This is a genomic window from Alcaligenes faecalis (assembly GCF_002443155.1).
Lineage (GTDB): Bacteria > Pseudomonadota > Gammaproteobacteria > Burkholderiales > Burkholderiaceae_B > Alcaligenes > Alcaligenes faecalis.
Genome location: NZ_CP023667.1, coordinates 3,658,668 through 3,678,813, shown reverse-complemented (window position 1 = coordinate 3,678,813; position 20,146 = coordinate 3,658,668). Strand labels below are relative to the sequence as shown.

Genomic DNA, 20,146 nt, shown 5'->3' with positions numbered 1-20,146 from the left:
TTGGCGGCGGTCTTTTTTTAGGAATCAGACAGGCATGGCACTGGATACTGTTTTAGTGACACGAGTTGAAGGTACGGCATGGGTTCGTACCAGCGATGGCTCCAAAGTAGCTGTCAAGGAAGGGATGCGCGTCCCCGTTAACGCCGAAATCATTACCGAGACTGGCGCCAGCGTCGAACTCGAAATCCCAGGCAGCCCGCCTATGACGATTTCCGACAACCGGGAGTTCCTGGTTAGCGGCGATATCGCAGAAGTTGATGTGGACCCGGTGGCCGCCGCCCTGGCCAACCCGGACGATCCAGCCATTACGGCTGTGTTAGCTGCTTTGGAAGCAGGCGATGACCCCTTCGCGCAGCTGGATCCTACTGCTGCCGTATTGACCGGTGGTGGCGAAGGCGGTGGCAGCAGCTTCACCCGTCTGGTCAGCATTGTGGAGACCACGCGGCCACTGGCTTTGGAATACCCACGTCCTGGCGTGCCTGACGTTGAAAACGTGCGTTTGGGTGGCTATTCCGGTAGTGATGAAGATCCAACATTGGTGACTGGGACAAGCACAATCACGTTGGAGACCCCGGAGCGAGTTACTGAAGGCGATTCCTATGAGATCGTTGCCCGTGTAGATAGGCCAGTAACAGGGCAAGACCTGATTATCACCTTGACCAATGGCAGCACCATTACCATTCCTGTAGGCGAAACAGAAGGCCGTGTCATTGTCGACAATCCGTACCCGGATGATGTTTATGAGCAGGGCGATCGTCCGGAGATTATCGGTATCGATAGCACAACCGGCGGTAATTACGAGAACCTGGATACCAGCAGTACGTCTGGCAGTGACATTGTTGACGACGACGATGCCACGACTATTACGTTGGAAGGCCCTGAAACCGTAACGGAAGGTGATGAGATTACCATCACGGCTACCGTAGATAATCCACCGCAAGGCAGTGACCTTGTGATAAAGCTTACCAACGGCCAGGAAATTGTCATTAAAGACGGTGAGACCACCGGTTTCGTTACCTATCCCGCGCGTCCAGATGACAGTACGGTACAAGGCAACATTCCAGAAGAAGTGGGTATTGAAAGCAGCACCGGCGGCAACTACGAAAAAGTTGAACATGGCGGCCCTGTCACTACGACTGTTGAGGATAACGATACGCCGTCGATTACAGTGACTGACACGCTGATCAGCGAAGGCGGTACGGGCAGCTTCAATGTGAATTTTGGCAAGCCGGTTGACAATGTCACCACGGTCACGTTGAAGCTGGAGCACGGCAAGACCGATGACAGTGATGTGGATTCCCGCGTGCCACCGGTGGTGACCGTTGGCGGAAATACGGTACCCGTGACTGACAATGGCGACGGCACGTTCAGCTTTGAACTGCCCCCGAATACGGTTGATGGCGTGATTGTCACCGTGCAGACCGGAGACGATGATGTTTTTGAAGGCGAAGAAGACTTTACGCTGATCGTTACCCAGGAAGGGGAAACGGCCAATGGCACTAAGCTGCCTGAAGGGATCCGGGGAGAGGGTACGGGGACGATTATTGACGACCGCAACAACGACGGTCAGGACGATGATGCACTGGCAACGGTGAACATTGCCGGCGTAGCCGAGATCGCGGAAGGTCAGGCTGGCACCTTCACGGTGACCCGTGATGGTGGGGATGCTGAGCAAGCGGCGAAGGTGAAGCTGGGTCTGACCCACGTGGACACCGATGCGGCTGATTTCGAGGGCACGCTGCAGATCAAGGTGGGTGATAGCTGGGTCGATGTGGATCCGACGGCGGAATACGAAGTGCCGGCCGACGGTGGCCTGGAGCTGCGTGTGCGCACGGCGCAAGACACGGTGTACGAAGGCCCTGAGGACTTCAAGGTAGAGATCACCGAGGTGATCAACGCGCTGGAAGGCACGTTGGTGGCTGACAGCAGCATCATTGACGACCGCAACAACGACGGTCAGGACGATGATGCACTGGCAACGGTGAACATTGCCGGCGTAGCCGAGATCGCGGAAGGCCAGGCTGGCACCTTCACGGTGACCCGTGATGGTGGGGATGCTGAGCAAGCGGCGAAGGTGAAGCTGGGTCTGACCCACGTGGACACCGATGCGGCTGACTTCGAGGGCACGCTGCAGATCAAGGTGGGTGATAGCTGGGTCGATGTGGATCCGACGGCGGAATACGAAGTGCCGGCCGACGGTGGCCTGGAACTGCGTGTGCGCACGGCGCAAGACACGGTGTACGAAGGCCCTGAGGACTTCAAGGTAGAGATCACCGAGGTGATCAACGCGCTGGAAGGCACGTTGGTGGCTGACAGCAGCATCATTGACGACCGCAACAACGACGGTCAGGACGATGATGCACTGGCAACGGTGAACATTGCCGGCGTAGCCGAGATCGCGGAAGGCCAGGCTGGCACCTTCACGGTGACCCGTGATGGTGGGGATGCTGAGCAAGCGGCGAAGGTGAAGCTGGGTCTGACCCACGTGGACACCGATGCGGCTGACTTCGAGGGCACGCTGCAGATCAAGGTGGGTGATAGCTGGGTCGATGTGGATCCGACGGCGGAATACGAAGTGCCGGCCGACGGTGGCCTGGAACTGCGTGTGCGCACGGCGCAAGACACGGTGTACGAAGGCCCTGAGGACTTCAAGGTAGAGATCACCGAGGTGATCAACGCGCTGGAAGGCACGTTGGTGGCTGACAGCAGCATCATTGACGACCGCAACAACGACGGTCAGGACGATGATGCACTGGCAACGGTGAACATTGCCGGCGTAGCCGAGATCGCGGAAGGCCAGGCTGGCACCTTCACGGTGACCCGTGATGGTGGGGATGCTGAGCAAGCGGCGAAGGTGAAGCTGGGTCTGACCCACGTGGACACCGATGCGGCTGACTTCGAGGGCACGCTGCAGATCAAGGTGGGTGATAGCTGGGTCGATGTGGATCCGACGGCGGAATACGAAGTGCCGGCCGACGGTGGCCTGGAACTGCGTGTGCGCACGGCGCAAGACACGGTGTACGAAGGCCCTGAGGACTTCAAGGTAGAGATCACCGAGGTGATCAACGCGCTGGAAGGCACGTTGGTGGCTGACAGCAGCATCATTGACGACCGCAACAACGACGGTCAGGACGATGATGCACTGGCAACGGTGAACATTGCCGGCGTAGCCGAGATCGCGGAAGGCCAGGCTGGCACCTTCACGGTGACCCGTGATGGTGGGGATGCTGAGCAAGCGGCGAAGGTGAAGCTGGGTCTGACCCACGTGGACACCGATGCGGCTGACTTCGAGGGCACGCTGCAGATCAAGGTGGGTGATAGCTGGGTCGATGTGGATCCGACGGCGGAATACGAAGTGCCGGCCGACGGTGGCCTGGAACTGCGTGTGCGCACGGCGCAAGACACGGTGTACGAAGGCCCTGAGGACTTCAAGGTAGAGATCACCGAGGTGATCAACGCGCTGGAAGGCACGTTGGTGGCTGACAGCAGCATCATTGACGACCGCAACAACGACGGTCAGGACGATGATGCACTGGCAACGGTGAACATTGCCGGCGTAGCCGAGATCGCGGAAGGCCAGGCTGGCACCTTCACGGTGACCCGTGATGGTGGGGATGCTGAGCAAGCGGCGAAGGTGAAGCTGGGTCTGACCCACGTGGACACCGATGCGGCTGACTTCGAGGGCACGCTGCAGATCAAGGTGGGTGATAGCTGGGTCGATGTGGATCCGACGGCGGAATACGAAGTGCCGGCCGACGGTGGCCTGGAGCTGCGTGTGCGCACGGCGCAAGACACGGTGTACGAAGGCCCTGAGGACTTCAAGGTAGAGATCACCGAGGTGATCAACGCGCTGGAAGGCACGTTGGTGGCTGACAGCAGCATCATTGACGACCGCAACAACGACGGTCAGGACGATGATGCACTGGCAACGGTGAACATTGCCGGCGTAGCCGAGATCGCGGAAGGCCAGGCTGGCACCTTCACGGTGACCCGTGATGGTGGGGATGCTGAGCAAGCGGCGAAGGTGAAGCTGGGTCTGACCCACGTGGACACCGATGCGGCTGATTTCGAGGGCACGCTGCAGATCAAGGTGGGTGATAGCTGGGTCGATGTGGATCCGACGGCGGAATACGAAGTGCCGGCCGACGGTGGCCTGGAACTGCGTGTGCGCACGGCGCAAGACACGGTGTACGAAGGCCCTGAGGACTTCAAGGTAGAGATCACCGAGGTGATCAACGCGCTGGAAGGCACGTTGGTGGCTGACAGCAGCATCATTGACGACCGCAACAACGACGGTCAGGACGATGATGCACTGGCAACGGTGAACATTGCCGGCGTAGCCGAGATCGCGGAAGGCCAGGCTGGCACCTTCACGGTGACCCGTGATGGTGGGGATGCTGAGCAAGCGGCGAAGGTGAAGCTGGGTCTGACCCACGTGGACACCGATGCGGCTGACTTCGAGGGCACGCTGCAGATCAAGGTGGGTGATAGCTGGGTCGATGTGGATCCGACGGCGGAATACGAAGTGCCGGCCGACGGTGGCCTGGAACTGCGTGTGCGCACGGCGCAAGACACGGTGTACGAAGGCCCTGAGGACTTCAAGGTAGAGATCACCGAGGTGATCAACGCGCTGGAAGGCACGTTGGTGGCTGACAGCAGCATCATTGACGACCGCAACAACGACGGTCAGGACGATGATGCGCTGGCAACGGTGAACATTGCCGGCGTAGCCGAGATCGCGGAAGGCCAGGCTGGCACCTTCACGGTGACCCGTGATGGTGGGGATGCTGAGCAAGCGGCGAAGGTGAAGCTGGGTCTGACCCACGTGGACACCGATGCGGCTGACTTCGAGGGCACGCTGCAGATCAAGGTGGGTGATAGCTGGGTCGATGTGGATCCGACGGCGGAATACGAAGTGCCGGCCGACGGTGGCCTGGAACTGCGTGTGCGCACGGCGCAAGACACGGTGTACGAAGGCCCTGAGGACTTCAAGGTAGAGATCACCGAGGTGATCAACGCGCTGGAAGGCACGTTGGTGGCTGACAGCAGCATCATTGACGACCGCAACAACGACGGTCAGGACGATGATGCACTGGCAACGGTGAACATTGCCGGCGTAGCCGAGATCGCGGAAGGCCAGGCTGGCACCTTCACGGTGACCCGTGATGGTGGGGATGCTGAGCAAGCGGCGAAGGTGAAGCTGGGTCTGACCCACGTGGACACCGATGCGGCTGATTTCGAGGGCACGCTGCAGATCAAGGTGGGTGATAGCTGGGTCGATGTGGATCCGACGGCGGAATACGAAGTGCCGGCCGACGGTGGCCTGGAGCTGCGTGTGCGCACGGCGCAAGACACGGTGTACGAAGGCCCTGAGGACTTCAAGGTAGAGATCACCGAGGTGATCAACGCGCTGGAAGGCACGTTGGTGGCTGACAGCAGCATCATTGACGACCGCAACAACGACGGTCAGGACGATGATGCACTGGCAACGGTGAACATTGCCGGCGTAGCCGAGATCGCGGAAGGCCAGGCTGGCACCTTCACGGTGACCCGTGATGGTGGGGATGCTGAGCAAGCGGCGAAGGTGAAGCTGGGTCTGACCCACGTGGACACCGATGCGGCTGACTTCGAGGGCACGCTGCAGATCAAGGTGGGTGATAGCTGGGTCGATGTGGATCCGACGGCGGAATACGAAGTGCCGGCCGACGGTGGCCTGGAACTGCGTGTGCGCACGGCGCAAGACACGGTGTACGAAGGCCCTGAGGACTTCAAGGTAGAGATCACCGAGGTGATCAACGCGCTGGAAGGCACGTTGGTGGCTGACAGCAGCATCATTGACGACCGCAACAACGACGGTCAGGACGATGATGCACTGGCAACGGTGAACATTGCCGGCGTAGCCGAGATCGCGGAAGGCCAGGCTGGCACCTTCACGGTGACCCGTGATGGTGGGGATGCTGAGCAAGCGGCGAAGGTGAAGCTGGGTCTGACCCACGTGGACACCGATGCGGCTGACTTCGAGGGCACGCTGCAGATCAAGGTGGGTGATAGCTGGGTCGATGTGGATCCGACGGCGGAATACGAAGTGCCGGCCGACGGTGGCCTGGAACTGCGTGTGCGCACGGCGCAAGACACGGTGTACGAAGGCCCTGAGGACTTCAAGGTAGAGATCACCGAGGTGATCAACGCGCTGGAAGGCACGTTGGTGGCTGACAGCAGCATCATTGACGACCGCAACAACGACGGTCAGGACGATGATGCACTGGCAACGGTGAACATTGCCGGCGTAGCCGAGATCGCGGAAGGCCAGGCTGGCACCTTCACGGTGACCCGTGATGGTGGGGATGCTGAGCAAGCGGCGAAGGTGAAGCTGGGTCTGACCCACGTGGACACCGATGCGGCTGACTTCGAGGGCACGCTGCAGATCAAGGTGGGTGATAGCTGGGTCGATGTGGATCCGACGGCGGAATACGAAGTGCCGGCCGACGGTGGCCTGGAACTGCGTGTGCGCACGGCGCAAGACACGGTGTACGAAGGCCCTGAGGACTTCAAGGTAGAGATCACCGAGGTGATCAACGCGCTGGAAGGCACGTTGGTGGCTGACAGCAGCATCATTGACGACCGCAACAACGACGGTCAGGACGATGATGCACTGGCAACGGTGAACATTGCCGGCGTAGCCGAGATCGCGGAAGGCCAGGCTGGCACCTTCACGGTGACCCGTGATGGTGGGGATGCTGAGCAAGCGGCGAAGGTGAAGCTGGGTCTGACCCACGTGGACACCGATGCGGCTGACTTCGAGGGCACGCTGCAGATCAAGGTGGGTGATAGCTGGGTCGATGTGGATCCGACGGCGGAATACGAAGTGCCGGCCGACGGTGGCCTGGAACTGCGTGTGCGCACGGCGCAAGACACGGTGTACGAAGGCCCTGAGGACTTCAAGGTAGAGATCACCGAGGTGATCAACGCGCTGGAAGGCACGTTGGTGGCTGACAGCAGCATCATTGACGACCGCAACAACGACGGTCAGGACGATGATGCACTGGCAACGGTGAACATTGCCGGCGTAGCCGAGATCGCGGAAGGCCAGGCTGGCACCTTCACGGTGACCCGTGATGGTGGGGATGCTGAGCAAGCGGCGAAGGTGAAGCTGGGTCTGACCCACGTGGACACCGATGCGGCTGACTTCGAGGGCACGCTGCAGATCAAGGTGGGTGATAGCTGGGTCGATGTGGATCCGACGGCGGAATACGAAGTGCCGGCCGACGGTGGCCTGGAACTGCGTGTGCGCACGGCGCAAGACACGGTGTACGAAGGCCCTGAGGACTTCAAGGTAGAGATCACCGAGGTGATCAACGCGCTGGAAGGCACGTTGGTGGCTGACAGCAGCATCATTGACGACCGCAACAACGACGGTCAGGACGATGATGCACTGGCAACGGTGAACATTGCCGGCGTAGCCGAGATCGCGGAAGGCCAGGCTGGCACCTTCACGGTGACCCGTGATGGTGGGGATGCTGAGCAAGCGGCGAAGGTGAAGCTGGGTCTGACCCACGTGGACACCGATGCGGCTGACTTCGAGGGCACGCTGCAGATCAAGGTGGGTGATAGCTGGGTCGATGTGGATCCGACGGCGGAATACGAAGTGCCGGCCGACGGTGGCCTGGAACTGCGTGTGCGCACGGCGCAAGACACGGTGTACGAAGGCCCTGAGGACTTCAAGGTAGAGATCACCGAGGTGATCAACGCGCTGGAAGGCACGTTGGTGGCTGACAGCCTGATCGTGGACTCCAATATGCCACCATCTGTTGAAAATGGCAGTGGCTATGCTTCGGGCAAGGAAGATACGGATCTGATTTTGAAATGGGAAGATTTCAGAATCAGTGATGTGGATTCTCCCTTGGAAAACCTATCCATTACGATTACTGGCTTGCCTGCAGATGGAATTCTGCTGCTGAACAATCAGGAAGTTCAACAAGGGACGGTGGTTTCTTATCAAGATATTGCCGCTGGTAATCTCGTCTTCCGCCCCGATCCCGACGAGTCGGGCTTCGATGGTCATGACACGGAAGGTGTAGGCAACCAGCATCAAGACTATGCTCACTTCCAGTTCGTGCCGACAGATGGCATCACGGCAGGAGAAGCGTCGACGTTTGTTGTCGATATTCGCCCTGTAGTGGATGCGCCTTCCTTGAGCCTCGAAAATGCTGGCGTTGTCTCGTCGGTTCGCGAGACGATGATTCGTGTTACCGATGGCAATGGATCCACCATTGAAATCATTGATGGCGTGCCGAACGTCGAAGGCTACGACGTTACTGAGTCACCCTTCCCCCAACAATGGGGTGGTAACAAACAGGATGATGCCAATCCTGAACTGGTTGTTCTGCGTGGCGATTTCGACCAGTTGACGACGAATGGCCAGGGCTATCCCATTCCGATGAATACCATCAATGGTGGCGACAAGGACTTCCTGTTCCTGACCAAGGATCGTGAAAAATATGAAATCCAACTCGGGGATTTGCATAGCGATTCTGGTTATGACGGTAGTATCAAGGACCTTGATACGGGCATCACGATTCAAGTGAATAACATTCGTGGTTTCATCTTTGGTGACGGTGCGACGATTGTTCACCCGGATGTCACTTCGGAAATTGTCATTACCGGCTACGATGAAATCGCTCTGAATCTGGATGCGGAACTTGGTGATATGGACGGCAGTGAAACACTGTCGGATGTTGTGATCAGCGGCCTGGAAAACGGTGCGGAAATCACGTCGGTGAAGGATGCCGATGGCCATGATATCCAGTTCAGTTCCAATACCGATGGTACCTGGACGATCGTGAATGATGGCAAGACCAACATGAACGATGTGACTGTTACGGTCAAGGTACCCACCGAGGCAGGCAACCTGAACATTCGCGCGGAAGTCTCTGCGAACGAAAAGGGCTTGTCAGATGGCGATGCGCTGACGGCAGATGATAGTGTGACTCTGGCCGTGCACACGACAGTGTCCGGATCTGTGGGCGATGACAACCTGGTAGGCAGCAGCGGCAATGATGTCATGATTGCCGATGTGGCTGGTTTGCAGATTCTGCCGGGGCAGAACTACAACATTGCCTTCCTGGTGGATACGTCCGGCAGTATGGGTGACAAGGGTGTTAGCGATGCGAAGGCATCGTTGCTGCAGGTGTTCGATGCGCTGCTGGCAAATGCTGGTGGTGAAAATGCAGGCACGGTGAATGTGTACCTGTCGGATTTCGACAACCATGTCCAAGGCAGCGTCAGTGTCAACCTGGCAGATCCGGATGCGCGTGCCAAGCTGGTCCAGTTGGTTGACAGCATGACCAGTGGTGGCGGTACAAACTATGAGGATGCTTTCAAGCAGGCTGCCAATTGGTTTGATTCCACTGCCGTCAAGGGCAACGATGGCAACAACCTGACGTATTTCATCACGGATGGAACACCGACGTTCTACGTGAATGAGCGAGGTTCTACTAATCCTAAGGTTCTGGATTTTCCTGGAAATAATAATGATCGAACATTATCGCAAGTTATTAATTCCGCCGGCGGGTACAAACCAGGTACTGAAATTAGAGTAAGTGGCTATCGCGTAGTCGATGAGTTGGGCCTAGTGTATAACAACAAGGGAGAGCGCTTGGGTGCGCTGCGCAAGGTTGGGAGCGGTTATGAGTACACCCCACTAGGCGGTACTGGTAGTTCGACTGACGGGACTACGTCGGCAGATTCTTTGGCGGCATTTGCCTTGCTGAATGGCAAGTCGACCGTCGAGGCCATTGGGCTTGGGCCAACCTTGAGTGTCAATGACCTGAAGTCCTACGATTCCGACGGCAATGTTCTTGCCAACATCGATCCTGCAGATTTGGCGGATGCGATTCTGGGCAAGGATAGTTTGTTGCCGTCCGGCAAGGACACGCTGGAAGGCGGCGCGGGTGATGACATCCTGTTTGGCGACCAGATTCGCTTTGACGGTATCGAGGGCGGCGGATTGACGGCCTTGCAGGCTTACATTGCAGGCAAGTTGCCTGGTAATGTTGAGCCGTCAAGCCTGACCGCTCAGCAGGTTCACGAGTACATTACCGAGAATCCAGCCGAGTTCAATCAGTCGCATCAGAATGACGGTGACGACACCCTTGACGGCGGCACAGGCAACGACATTCTCTACGGCCAGGGTGGCCACGATACCCTGATCGGTGGTGCCGGTGACGATATCCTGTTCGGCGGCGAAGGTGATGACACCTTTGTGTGGAACAAGGGCGATGAAGGTACCTCCAACAAACCGGCTGTGGATTACGTGATGGACTTCGGTGATTCGGGTACTGACACCTTGGATATTACTGATCTGCTGTCGGGCCATGACCTCAACAACGGTGACCTGAGCCAGTACCTGACAGTAAGCCGTTCGGATAGTGGCAAGATGGAAATCGGTATCAGCTCTCAAGGTAACGGCCAGATCGATCAGAAGATCATTCTGGACAACATCGACTTTGACGCGGAGAAGGCAGCTCAGATCGCCAACTTGCTGAAAGACGGTACTTTGAAGTCTTCTGATTTCTAAGCTGTTCACCGGATAGGCACTATCTGTGGGTAGTGCCCAAACCCCACAAGCCTTTTTGGTTTGTGGGGTTTTTTTATGTCTGCAGCTTGTCGTCAGCGCCAATAGTGGGCGCTTGGCATTTGTGACTATGATCGTGATGTGTCACAGGAAAGAGGGTGCATGCAGCAGGATTGTTGGCTCAGACTGAGCGGTTAAGCGTTGACCCTGCGGTTTTGTAGACCAGTTGTTGCTTTTCGCAGGAGTGGTTCGAGGCCGTTTAACCGCCTGCTCTATATAGAGAGGGACTAGGCGTGTTGTCGATTGCCAAGCGTTCACTAAATAGGCAAGCTATAACGCCGTTATAAGGGTTTGCTTATTTGGGATTGACGTGCTCTTGTCTCTTGCCTGGCTACGCCTTTTTCTTCGATCTAGGATTGCGCTGTTTGTGCTGGTCACACTGCTGGTTTTGGTGTGGCTGCCTTTGTCGGCGCCTGCCTTGCAGTTCGAGGTCAGCAAGATTCGCCAGACCGCCGTCTCCCGCTTTGGCGCCCGTGCCGGTACTGCTGTGGATCGGTGGATGGCCAATCTGGAGTCTGCCCGAGGTTTCAGCGAGCGTCGTCAGCTGGATGCCGTCAATGATTTCTGGAATATGAATGTGATGGCTGGCGAGGACATTCATATTTGGGGCCAGCTGGATTACTGGGCCACGCCTGTCGAGACGTTGGGCAAAGCGGCAGCTGACTGCGAGGACTTTGTCATCGGCAAGTATTTTTCCTTGTTGCACTTGGGCGTACCCAATGAAAAGCTCCGTTTGATTTACGTACGAGCCCAGGTAGGTGGCCAGAGTATTGCGCACATGGTGCTGGGCTACTACCCCACACCGCAGTCCGAGCCTTTATTGCTGGATAATTTAAGCGGCTCGATTCGCCCCGCCAGCCAGCGCCCTGATTTGACCCCTGTGTTCAGCTTCAACTCCCAAGGGGTGTATGTCGGTAACGCCCAGAAAGGTTCGGTAGACAGTATCAGCCGCTGGCGTGGCTTGCTGGAAAAAATGCGTAAGGAAGGGTTTGTTCCTTGATGATGCGCCAGCCCTTGGGCTCGGTGCTGATCAAACTACATCCCAGGACACCCTTGTGGGGTGGGCCAGACCAGAATTTATGGAATATACGGAAGCGCTATGTCTTTACTTAAACAGCTCCTGCTAAGTGTCTCGTGCGCGATTCTTGCCATCTTGATTGGTACGCTGTGGTTCAGCGTTGATTCGGCAAGGCAGTACTTGAGCAGTCAGTTGCAGGCTCAGGGTGAGTCGGCTGCGACTTCACTGGCCTTGACCTTGTCCCAGCCCAGCAACCAGGACCCGGTGACGCAGGAGCTGCTGATCGCGGCCTTGTACGATACCGGGCAGTTTGAGCGCATCCGCTTTGTTGACACCTCCGATACGGTCTTGGTGGAGCGTAGTACTCAGCAAGAATCGCAGCTCAGTGGATCTTCGCCTTCGTGGTTCGCCAACTCTTTGCCTGTTGATGTACCTGTGGCTTCGGCTCATGTCAGCAATGGCTGGAACCAGATTGGCACAATCGAAGTCAAACCCGCCGATGAGTACGCCCGCGCCAGTTTGTGGAAAAGTTTTGTGCGCGTCACCTTGCTGGTGCTGGGTGCCGGGATTGCCTGGGGCGTGTTTGTCTTGATGGTCATGGCCTGGTTGCGCCGGGCTCTGCGCGAGCATGTACAGTTCGAGCTGCAACAGATGGATCAACACGAATCTGTGCCCAGTCGCAAGAAAGTACGCACGATTCGTGAGCTGGAAGCCGTGACACATACTTTGAGCACAGTGCAAAAGCGTATCCGTGTCAGCAGTCAGGAGCAAAATGCCCGAATCGAGCAGTTGCAGCTGGAGTTGAACTGCGATCCGGTGACCGGGCTGGCCAATCGCAAGTATTTCGTGAACCTGTTCCGTCAGGTACTGCAGCAAAACGAAGGCGGCCACGTGCTGCTGTTCCGTCAGCGGGACTTGCTGCCATTGAATACCTCCTTGTCACGCGATGCCGTGGATGCCTGGTTGAAGCTGGTTACCCAGCGCTGTACCGAGCTATTGCAGAAAAATGGCATGGATGCAGGTGATCTGGCTCGTTTGAATGGCTCTGACTTTATTGTGTTGCTCAAGGGCCAGACGGGTCCCCAGGTAATGGGGTTTGCCCAGGAGCTGCGCAAGGCCTTGCAAGAGCTGCGTCAGCCACTCAAGGATGGCAGTCTGTGCCGTTGGTCCATGGCCATGACTAACTACGAAGGCCATGATTCCCTCAGCGCTGTGATGACACGCCTGGACAATGCCCTGATGCGTGCCGAAGGGGCAGGGCATCAAGAGGTGGAGTACCGTCCGTCTGAAGGGGCGCATGCTGAGGCCAGCTCTTCTATTGGCGAGCAGGAATGGCATTCACGTATCGAGCGGGGTTTGGCGCAGGGCCGAATTGAACTGAATGTGAAGCCGGGCGTCGAAGTCTGGGGTCAGACAGGTCAGATCCATGATGCCACCTTGAGTTTATTGCCCGAGCAGCCCGAGCAGGCCAGTTTGCCCGCGTATCTGTTCATTCCTGTAGCGGTGCGCCTGGGCCTGTCGGGACAGTGCGACTTGCGCACAATGGAGCTGGCCAGCGACTGGCTGGCCAATAACGACGATTATCTGAGTGTTCGTGTGTCGTGGGCTTCGGTGATCAAGCCGGGGTTTGCGGACCAGGTAGCCCAGGTTCTGGCCAAGGCCGGTGACAGGGCCCAGCGTCTGATTATTGAACTGGATGCCTATTGCCTGAGCGAACACGACGTGGAAACGGTGGCTTTTGTGGATAAATTGCGCCCCTTGGGTGTGCAGTTTGGTTTGCGTCGTGTTCTGGAACAGCCCGAGTCGATCCTGTGGCTGCACATGATGGCGCTCAAATATATTGTCCTGGACGATGAGCGTGCCCAGACGCTGCAGGCTGAAGTAGGAGGCCGGCATTTGCTGACGGCCTTCCTGCAAAGCCTGCAGGAATTGGGGATTGGTTTGCGCCGGGTAACGCGAACCGGCAATAGTGCCCAGCTGGACGAGTTGTTGCGCGAAAACGCCGTCGTGCCAAGGCCTTAGCAAATAAATCCTTGTTTTTCTGGGGCTTATTTGCTAGTATATGTGGCTTACCTCTTTATTTTGACCGGAGAGGCTTAGTCGCCTATCCGGATTGAAGTTGGTAATACAACGTTTTGTCTCTCGCAAGATTTCAACCTAGGGTTCGGCTTGCCGGACCAGATCGAGATCGGGTTTACGGTATCGAACTGGCTGGATCCGAATCTGACGGGACCAAAACTGGTTGTGTGACCCAGTCATTTTGGCTGGATCGTTGCAATTAAGTTGGAACAGGAAAAATCATGATTCAAATGCAGACCACGCTGGACGTGGCCGACAACACAGGTGCGCGTTCCGTAATGTGCATCAAGGTGCTGGGCGGCTCGAAGCGCCGTTATGCCGCAATTGGTGACATCATCAAAGTTACCGTTAAAGAAGCGGCCCCGCGCGGACGCGTCAAAAAAGGCGAAATCTACAACGCTGTAGTGGTTCGTACCGCTAAGGGCGTGCGCCGTAAAGACGGTTCGCTGATTCGTTTCGGTGGCAATGCCGCCGTATTGCTCAATGCCAAGCTGGAACCCATCGGCACCCGTATCTTCGGACCCGTTACGCGTGAACTGCGTACCGAGAAGTTCATGAAGATCGTGTCCTTGGCTCCCGAAGTGCTGTAAGGAGCGCGAAAAAATGCAAAAAATTCGTAAAGGCGACGAAGTTATTGTGCTGACCGGCCGTGATAAAAAACGCCGTGGCACAGTACTGCAACGCGTCGATGCAGACCACGTTATCGTGGAAGGCATCAACGTAGTCAAAAAACACGTTAAAGCCAATCCTATGGCTGGCACGCAGGGTGGTATCGTCGACAAGACCATGCCTATCCACATCTCGAACGTTGCACTGTTCAACCCAGAAACCGGCAAGGGCGACCGCGTTGGTATCCAGGTGATCGACGGTCAGAAGACGCGTGTTTATCGTTCCAGCGGCAAAGCCGTTGGCGCCAAGGCTTAAGGGGCGGATAACATGACACGTTTACAAGAGTTCTACCGCGAAAAAGTGGTTGCCGACCTGCAAAAGCAGTTCGAGTACAAGAGCATTATGGAAGTACCCCGCATCACCAAGATCACTCTGAACATGGGTGTCTCGGAAGCGGTTGCTGACAAGAAGATTATCGAGAACGCGGTATCGGACATGACCAAAATTGCTGGTCAAAAGCCCGTTATCACGAAAACCCGCAAAGCTATTGCCGGTTTTAAGATTCGCGAAGATTACCCGATCGGTTGTATGGTGACCCTGCGCGGTCAACGCATGTACGAATTCCTGGATCGTCTGGTCGCTGTGGCTCTGCCACGCGTTCGTGACTTCCGTGGTGTGTCGGGTCGTGCGTTTGACGGCCGTGGCAACTACAACATGGGGGTTAAAGAGCAAATCATTTTCCCCGAAATCGAGTACGACAAAATCGACGCAGTGCGTGGTCTGAACATCAGCATCACTACTTCTGCCAAGACGGACGAAGAGGCCAAGGCGCTGCTTAGCGCGTTCAGCTTCCCGTTCCGCAACTAAGGGGCGCAACGTGGCTAAACTTTCCCTCATCAATCGCGACATCAAGCGCGCCAAGCTGGCTGAGAAATTCGCCGCCAAGCGTGCAGCACTGAAAGCGACTATTGACGACCAGTCCAAGTCTGACGAAGAGCGCTACGAAGCTCGTTTGCAGTTGCAACAATTGCCACGCAACGCGAACCCGACCCGTCAACGCAACCGTTGCGTTATCACCGGTCGCCCTCGTGGTGTTTTCAAGAAATTCGGTTTGACTCGCCATAAAGTGCGCGAAATGGCAATGCGCGGCGAGATCCCCGGTATGACCAAGGCCAGCTGGTAGGAGAAATACACATGAGCATGAGCGATCCAATCGCCGATATGTTGACCCGCGTGCGTAACGCGCAAATGGTCAACAAGACATCGGTCAGCATGCCCTCCTCGAAGCTGAAAGCAGCTATTGCTGCTGTGCTGAAAGACGAAGGCTACATCGAAGATTTCCGCATCGTTGGCGAAAAAGCCAAGCCAGAGCTGGAAGTCACCCTGAAATACTATGCCGGCCAGCCAGTCATCGAGCGCATCGACCGCGTTTCGCGTCCTGGACTGCGCATCTACAAAGGCAGCACAAACATCCCTCAAGTCATGAACGGCTTGGGTGTTGCAATCGTGTCGACGTCTCGCGGCGTGATGACCGATCGCAAAGCACGTGCAGCTGGCGTCGGTGGCGAAGTGCTGTGCTACGTGGCATAAGGAGAACATCATATGTCACGTATCGCTAAGTATCCCGTTTCCCTGCCTAAAGGCGTAGAAACGAACATTGCCGCTGATCAGATCACGGTCAAAGGCCCTCTGGGCACTTTGGTTCAACCTCTGACTGGCGACGTCACCATTGAACTTCAAGACGGTCAGCTGTCTTTTGTGCCTGCGAACGAAACTCGTCACGCAAACGCAATGTCCGGCACCGTGCGTCAACTGGTCAACAACATGGTTGTTGGCGTGAGCGCCGGTTTCGAACGCAAGCTGAGTCTGGTTGGCGTGGGTTTCCGTGCCTCCGTCCAGGGTAATGCCTTGAAGTTGCAACTGGGTTTCTCGCACGACATCGTGCACGACCTGCCTGAAGGCATCAAAGCCGAGTGCCCAACTCCGACGGAAGTCGTGATCAAGGGCTCGAACAAGCAGGTGGTTGGTCAGGTTGCCGCTGAAATTCGTGGCTATCGTCCACCAGAGCCTTACAAAGGCAAGGGTGTACGTTACGTCGGCGAACGCGTCATCCTCAAGGAAACCAAGAAGAAATAAGCCCGCAGGCAAGGACGAATCATGGACAAGAAACAATCCCGTATGCGTCGTGCAGTGGCTACTCGCCGCAAGATCGCCGAACTGCGCGTACACCGCCTGTCGGTGCATCGCACGAATACGCATATTTACGCGAGCATCATCTCGCCCGAAGGCGACCGCGTTCTGGTCAGTGCTTCCACTGTCGAGACCGAAGTTCGCAAAGAATTGGCCGTTGGCAGCAACGTAGCGGCAGCCAGCCTGGTTGGCAAGCGCGTCGCCGAAAAGGCGAAGGCTGCGGGCATCGAGACGGTTGCTTTTGACCGCTCGGGCTTCCGTTACCATGGCCGCGTGAAAGCGCTGGCCGAGGCCGCGCGTGAAGCCGGCTTGAAATTCTAAAGGAATTATCAAATGGCTAAAGCACAAGGCAGACAGGCTCCAGAGCAAGAGCGCGATGACGGCCTGAAAGAAAAGATGATTGCGGTCAACCGCGTCAGCAAAGTCGTTAAAGGTGGTCGCACCATGAGCTTTGCTTCGCTGGCCGTAGTCGGTGATGGCGATGGTCGCATCGGCATGGGTAAGGGCAAAGCCCGCGAAGTACCCGTTGCTGTTCAGAAGGCAATGGAACAGGCCCGTCGTGGTCTGATCAAAGTGCCTCTGAAGAACGGCACCTTGCATCACACCGTAGTTGGTAAGCACGGTGCAGCTACCGTTCTGATCTCTCCCGCAGCTGAAGGTACTGGCGTTATCGCCGGTGGCCCAATGCGCGCTATCTTCGAAGTGATGGGCGTTCGCAACGTCGTAGCCAAGAGCCTGGGTTCCAGCAACCCATACAACATGGTTCGCGCTACATTGAACGGTTTGCGTGCTTGCTCGACACCTGCTGACATTGCTGCCAAGCGCGGCAAGACAGTTGAAGAAATTCTGGGGTAAGTCATGGCACAGAAACAAATCAAAGTTACGTTGGTGCGTTCGGTCATCGGCACAAAGCAAAGCCATCGCGACACCGTTCGCGGCCTGGGTCTGCGCCGAGTCAACACCAGCCGTGTATTGGTTGATACTCCTGAGGTTCGTGGGATGATCCGCAAGGTGGATTATCTGGTTACGGTCTCGGAAGCCTGAAAGGAATCGGGATGTCTGAATTGCAATTAAACAATCTCAAGCCCGCCGCTGGCGCCAAACACGCAGCACGTCGTGTTGGTCGCGGTGTCGGTTCCGGCTTGGGCAAAACCGGCGGACGTGGTCATAAAGGCCAAAAATCCCGCTCGGGTGGTTTTCATAAAGTCGGTTTCGAAGGCGGTCAAATGCCTTTGCAACGTCGTTTGCCCAAGCGTGGTTTCACCACCCTGGACGACCACCTGTACGCAGAAGTACGTCTGTCCGAACTGCAAAAAATGGATGCCGAAGTTATCGACGTCCAGGCACTGAAGCAGGCTGGCGTGGTTGGCCAAATGGTGCGTTACGCTAAAGTCATCAAGTCCGGTGAACTTTCCCGTAAAGTTGCGCTGAAAGGCATTAATGCAACGGCCGGCGCTCGCGCCGCGATCGAAGCAGCCGGCGGCTCGCTGGAATAAAAAGGGGTCACGGTGGCAAAAGCTCAGGCACAGAGTAAGTCGGGTCCGCGCTACGGCGATTTGAAACGTCGTCTCGTTTTCCTGTTGCTCGCCCTGATTGTCTACCGCTTGGGTACGCACATTCCGGTACCAGGCATCAATCCTGATGCCTTGTCCGAACTGTTTACTCAAAACCAGAGTGGTATTCTGGGTTTGTTTAACATGTTCTCCGGTGGTGCTTTAGAGCGATTCTCAGTGTTCGCACTGGGAATCATGCCCTACATCTCTGCGTCCATCATCATGCAATTGATGACCGCTGTGGTGCCCACGCTGGAAGCAATCAAGAAAGAGGGTGAGTCGGGTCGTCGCAAGATCACGCAATACACCCGTTACGGAACGGTCTTTTTGGCTTTGTTCCAGGGAGTTGGGATTTCCATCGCTCTAGAATCGCAGCCCGGTCTGGTTATCGACCCAGGGATGCTGTTTCGCTTCACGACAGTGGTAACACTGGTCACTGGCACCATGTTCGTCATGTGGCTGGGTGAACAAATCACTGAACGTGGATTGGGTAATGGTATTTCCATCCTGATCTTCGCCGGTATCGTAGCGGGTTTGCCCAATGCTTTGGGCGGCATGCTTGATCTGGTGCGTACGGATTCCATGTCGATTCTATCGGCACTGTTTATCCTCGTTTTAGTAGCCGCCGTCACGTACTTCGTCGTCTTTGTCGAGCGTGGTCAGCGTCGTATCACGGTCAACTACGCCAAACGGCAAGTAGGTAACCGTATCTATGGTGGTCAAAGCTCGCATTTGCCGCTGAAACTGAACATGGCTGGCGTGATCCCTCCGATCTTCGCTTCGTCCATCATTCTGTTGCCAGCGACAATTGCTAATTGGTTCTCCAGCACACCCGGTCTGGGTTGGTTGCGTGAAATCGAGGCTGCTTTGTCGCCGCGTCAGCCGCTTTACATTACTTTGTTCTCCGCGCTGATCATTTTGTTCTGCTTTTTCTACACGGCCCTGGTGTTCAACAGCCGCGAAACTGCAGACAACCTGAAAAAGAGTGGAGCTTTCGTACCAGGTATTCGTCCCGGTGATCAGACAGCGCGTTATATCGACAAGATCTTGATGCGTTTGACTTTGGCCGGTGCAATCTACATTACCTTGGTGTGTCTGGTGCCAGAGTTCTTGCAAATGCGCTGGAATGTACCGTTCTATTTTGGCGGCACATCCTTGCTGATTATTGTTGTAGTAACCATGGACTTCATGGCGCAGGCCCAGGCCTATGTCATGTCACAACAATACGACTCGCTGCTCAAGAAGGCTAACTTCAAAGGCTCGAGCTTGCCGATGCGGTAATTCACGAAAATGGCAAAGGACGACGTCATTCAAATGCAGGGACAGGTTCTTGAGAACCTTCCCAACGCAACTTTTCGCGTCAAGCTGGAAAATGGTCACGTAGTGCTCGGATACATTTCAGGCAAAATGCGTATGCACTATATCCGGATTCTGCCGGGCGATAAGGTCACTGTGGAGCTCACGCCCTATGATCTATCCCGAGCACGAATTGTGTTCCGCTCCAAATAAGCGGCCGGTTACAGGAAACTAGGAGTCAAACCATGAAGGTAATGGCATCAGTAAAGCGGATCTGCCGCAACTGCAAAATCATTAAACGTCATGGCGTGGTGCGTGTCATCTGCACCGATCCACGTCATAAGCAGCGTCAAGGCTAAGTTGCCGAAACGCAACCGATTTAACAAGGAATAACCATGGCCCGTATTGCCGGCATTAACATCCCGCCGCATCAACACGCCGAAATCGGTCTTACCGCGATTTTCGGCATCGGTCGCACCCGCGCTCGCAAGATTTGCGAAGCATCGGGTATTGAATACTCCAAGAAGGTCAAAGATCTGACCGACGCGGAACTCGAGCGCATTCGCGAACAGATCGGCCTGTTCACCGTAGAAGGTGACCTGCGTCGTGAAGTTCAGCTCTCGATCAAGCGTTTGGCTGACTTGGGAACTTACCGTGGCATGCGTCATCGTCGCGGTCTGCCAGTGCGCGGCCAACGTACACGCACTAACGCTCGCACCCGTAAAGGTCCGCGTCGCGCCGCCGCGTCCCTGAAGAAATAATCGAGGA

General features: G+C 56.3%; 17 protein-coding genes. All 17 read left to right on the top strand.

The window, feature by feature from the left end; translation table 11 throughout:
* Positions 1-34: 34 nt before the first annotated feature.
* The 17 genes from CPY64_RS17095 to rpsM all read left to right on the top strand — a co-directional run bounded on the left by CPY64_RS17095 (position 35) and on the right by rpsM (position 20,139).
* Positions 35-10,576 carry a retention module-containing protein gene (locus CPY64_RS17095; RefSeq protein WP_096917406.1) on the top strand — a complete coding sequence of 3,514 codons (10,542 nt, stop codon included), beginning with the start codon at positions 35-37 and terminating at the stop codon, positions 10,574-10,576.
* Positions 10,577-11,000: 424 nt separating this feature from the next.
* Positions 11,001-11,633: a transglutaminase-like cysteine peptidase gene (locus CPY64_RS17090; protein WP_042489415.1), complete on the top strand. Its 633-nt coding sequence runs from the start codon at positions 11,001-11,003 to the stop codon at positions 11,631-11,633.
* A gap of 99 nt (positions 11,634-11,732) precedes the next feature.
* Complete coding sequence (locus tag CPY64_RS17085; protein WP_042489412.1) at positions 11,733-13,673, top strand: bifunctional diguanylate cyclase/phosphodiesterase; 1,941 nt, start codon at positions 11,733-11,735, stop codon at positions 13,671-13,673.
* Between the two features lie 278 nt (positions 13,674-13,951).
* Positions 13,952-14,320, top strand: a complete 369-nt coding sequence (gene rplN, locus CPY64_RS17080) for a 50S ribosomal protein L14 (protein WP_003805375.1) — start codon at positions 13,952-13,954, stop codon at positions 14,318-14,320.
* Positions 14,321-14,333: 13 nt separating this feature from the next.
* Positions 14,334-14,654, top strand: a complete 321-nt coding sequence (gene rplX / locus CPY64_RS17075; protein ID WP_003805373.1) for a 50S ribosomal protein L24 — start codon at positions 14,334-14,336, stop codon at positions 14,652-14,654.
* Between the two features lie 12 nt (positions 14,655-14,666).
* The gene (gene rplE, locus CPY64_RS17070; protein WP_042489408.1) at positions 14,667-15,206 is read left to right on the top strand and encodes a 50S ribosomal protein L5; all 540 of its coding nucleotides are present in this window, start codon (positions 14,667-14,669) and stop codon (positions 15,204-15,206) included.
* Positions 15,207-15,216: 10 nt separating this feature from the next.
* A complete protein-coding gene (gene rpsN / locus CPY64_RS17065; protein WP_042489405.1) occupies positions 15,217-15,522 on the top strand; it encodes a 30S ribosomal protein S14 in 306 nt (101 codons plus the stop codon).
* 11 nt (positions 15,523-15,533) lie between these two features.
* Positions 15,534-15,929: a 30S ribosomal protein S8 gene (gene rpsH / locus CPY64_RS17060; RefSeq protein WP_026484822.1), complete on the top strand. Its 396-nt coding sequence runs from the start codon at positions 15,534-15,536 to the stop codon at positions 15,927-15,929.
* 12 nt (positions 15,930-15,941) lie between these two features.
* Positions 15,942-16,475: a 50S ribosomal protein L6 gene (gene rplF / locus CPY64_RS17055; protein ID WP_042489402.1), complete on the top strand. Its 534-nt coding sequence runs from the start codon at positions 15,942-15,944 to the stop codon at positions 16,473-16,475.
* A 21-nt stretch (positions 16,476-16,496) separates the two neighbouring features.
* Positions 16,497-16,850: a 50S ribosomal protein L18 gene (gene rplR, locus CPY64_RS17050; RefSeq protein WP_009459977.1), complete on the top strand. Its 354-nt coding sequence runs from the start codon at positions 16,497-16,499 to the stop codon at positions 16,848-16,850.
* Between the two features lie 12 nt (positions 16,851-16,862).
* On the top strand, positions 16,863-17,384 hold the full coding sequence (gene rpsE, locus CPY64_RS17045) for a 30S ribosomal protein S5 (RefSeq protein WP_003805367.1): 522 nt from the start codon (positions 16,863-16,865) through the stop codon (positions 17,382-17,384).
* A 3-nt stretch (positions 17,385-17,387) separates the two neighbouring features.
* Positions 17,388-17,573: a 50S ribosomal protein L30 gene (gene rpmD / locus CPY64_RS17040; protein ID WP_003805366.1), complete on the top strand. Its 186-nt coding sequence runs from the start codon at positions 17,388-17,390 to the stop codon at positions 17,571-17,573.
* Positions 17,574-17,584: 11 nt separating this feature from the next.
* Complete coding sequence (gene rplO, locus CPY64_RS17035) at positions 17,585-18,025, top strand: 50S ribosomal protein L15 (RefSeq protein ID WP_022983333.1); 441 nt, start codon at positions 17,585-17,587, stop codon at positions 18,023-18,025.
* Positions 18,026-18,037: 12 nt separating this feature from the next.
* Positions 18,038-19,363 (top strand): preprotein translocase subunit SecY, encoded by a 1,326-nt coding sequence (secY, locus tag CPY64_RS17030; RefSeq protein WP_003805363.1) that lies wholly within the window; start codon positions 18,038-18,040, stop codon positions 19,361-19,363.
* Positions 19,364-19,372: 9 nt separating this feature from the next.
* The gene (infA, locus tag CPY64_RS17025) at positions 19,373-19,591 is read left to right on the top strand and encodes a translation initiation factor IF-1 (RefSeq protein ID WP_003805361.1); all 219 of its coding nucleotides are present in this window, start codon (positions 19,373-19,375) and stop codon (positions 19,589-19,591) included.
* 32 nt (positions 19,592-19,623) lie between these two features.
* The gene (gene rpmJ, locus CPY64_RS17020) at positions 19,624-19,737 is read left to right on the top strand and encodes a 50S ribosomal protein L36 (RefSeq protein WP_003805360.1); all 114 of its coding nucleotides are present in this window, start codon (positions 19,624-19,626) and stop codon (positions 19,735-19,737) included.
* A 36-nt stretch (positions 19,738-19,773) separates the two neighbouring features.
* A complete protein-coding gene (rpsM, locus tag CPY64_RS17015) occupies positions 19,774-20,139 on the top strand; it encodes a 30S ribosomal protein S13 (RefSeq protein ID WP_003805346.1) in 366 nt (121 codons plus the stop codon).
* Positions 20,140-20,146 lie beyond the last annotated feature (7 nt).

What these genes read in the sequence shown, in the direction of transcription:
- rpmD (WP_003805366.1), top strand. Translation starts at nt 17,388, where the DNA reads ATGGCACAGAAACAAATCAAAGTTACGTTGGTGCGTTCGGTCATCGGC.
- rplO (WP_022983333.1), top strand. Translation starts at nt 17,585, where the DNA reads ATGTCTGAATTGCAATTAAACAATCTCAAGCCCGCCGCTGGCGCCAAA.
- rpmJ (WP_003805360.1), top strand. Translation starts at nt 19,624, where the DNA reads ATGAAGGTAATGGCATCAGTAAAGCGGATCTGCCGCAACTGCAAAATC.
- infA (WP_003805361.1), top strand. Translation starts at nt 19,373, where the DNA reads ATGGCAAAGGACGACGTCATTCAAATGCAGGGACAGGTTCTTGAGAAC.
- rpsH (WP_026484822.1), top strand. Translation starts at nt 15,534, where the DNA reads ATGAGCATGAGCGATCCAATCGCCGATATGTTGACCCGCGTGCGTAAC.
- rpsM (WP_003805346.1), top strand. Translation starts at nt 19,774, where the DNA reads ATGGCCCGTATTGCCGGCATTAACATCCCGCCGCATCAACACGCCGAA.
- CPY64_RS17095 (WP_096917406.1), top strand. Translation starts at nt 35, where the DNA reads ATGGCACTGGATACTGTTTTAGTGACACGAGTTGAAGGTACGGCATGG.
- rplR (WP_009459977.1), top strand. Translation starts at nt 16,497, where the DNA reads ATGGACAAGAAACAATCCCGTATGCGTCGTGCAGTGGCTACTCGCCGC.
- CPY64_RS17085 (WP_042489412.1), top strand. Translation starts at nt 11,733, where the DNA reads ATGTCTTTACTTAAACAGCTCCTGCTAAGTGTCTCGTGCGCGATTCTT.
- rplN (WP_003805375.1), top strand. Translation starts at nt 13,952, where the DNA reads ATGATTCAAATGCAGACCACGCTGGACGTGGCCGACAACACAGGTGCG.
- rplF (WP_042489402.1), top strand. Translation starts at nt 15,942, where the DNA reads ATGTCACGTATCGCTAAGTATCCCGTTTCCCTGCCTAAAGGCGTAGAA.
- rpsE (WP_003805367.1), top strand. Translation starts at nt 16,863, where the DNA reads ATGGCTAAAGCACAAGGCAGACAGGCTCCAGAGCAAGAGCGCGATGAC.
- rplE (WP_042489408.1), top strand. Translation starts at nt 14,667, where the DNA reads ATGACACGTTTACAAGAGTTCTACCGCGAAAAAGTGGTTGCCGACCTG.
- rplX (WP_003805373.1), top strand. Translation starts at nt 14,334, where the DNA reads ATGCAAAAAATTCGTAAAGGCGACGAAGTTATTGTGCTGACCGGCCGT.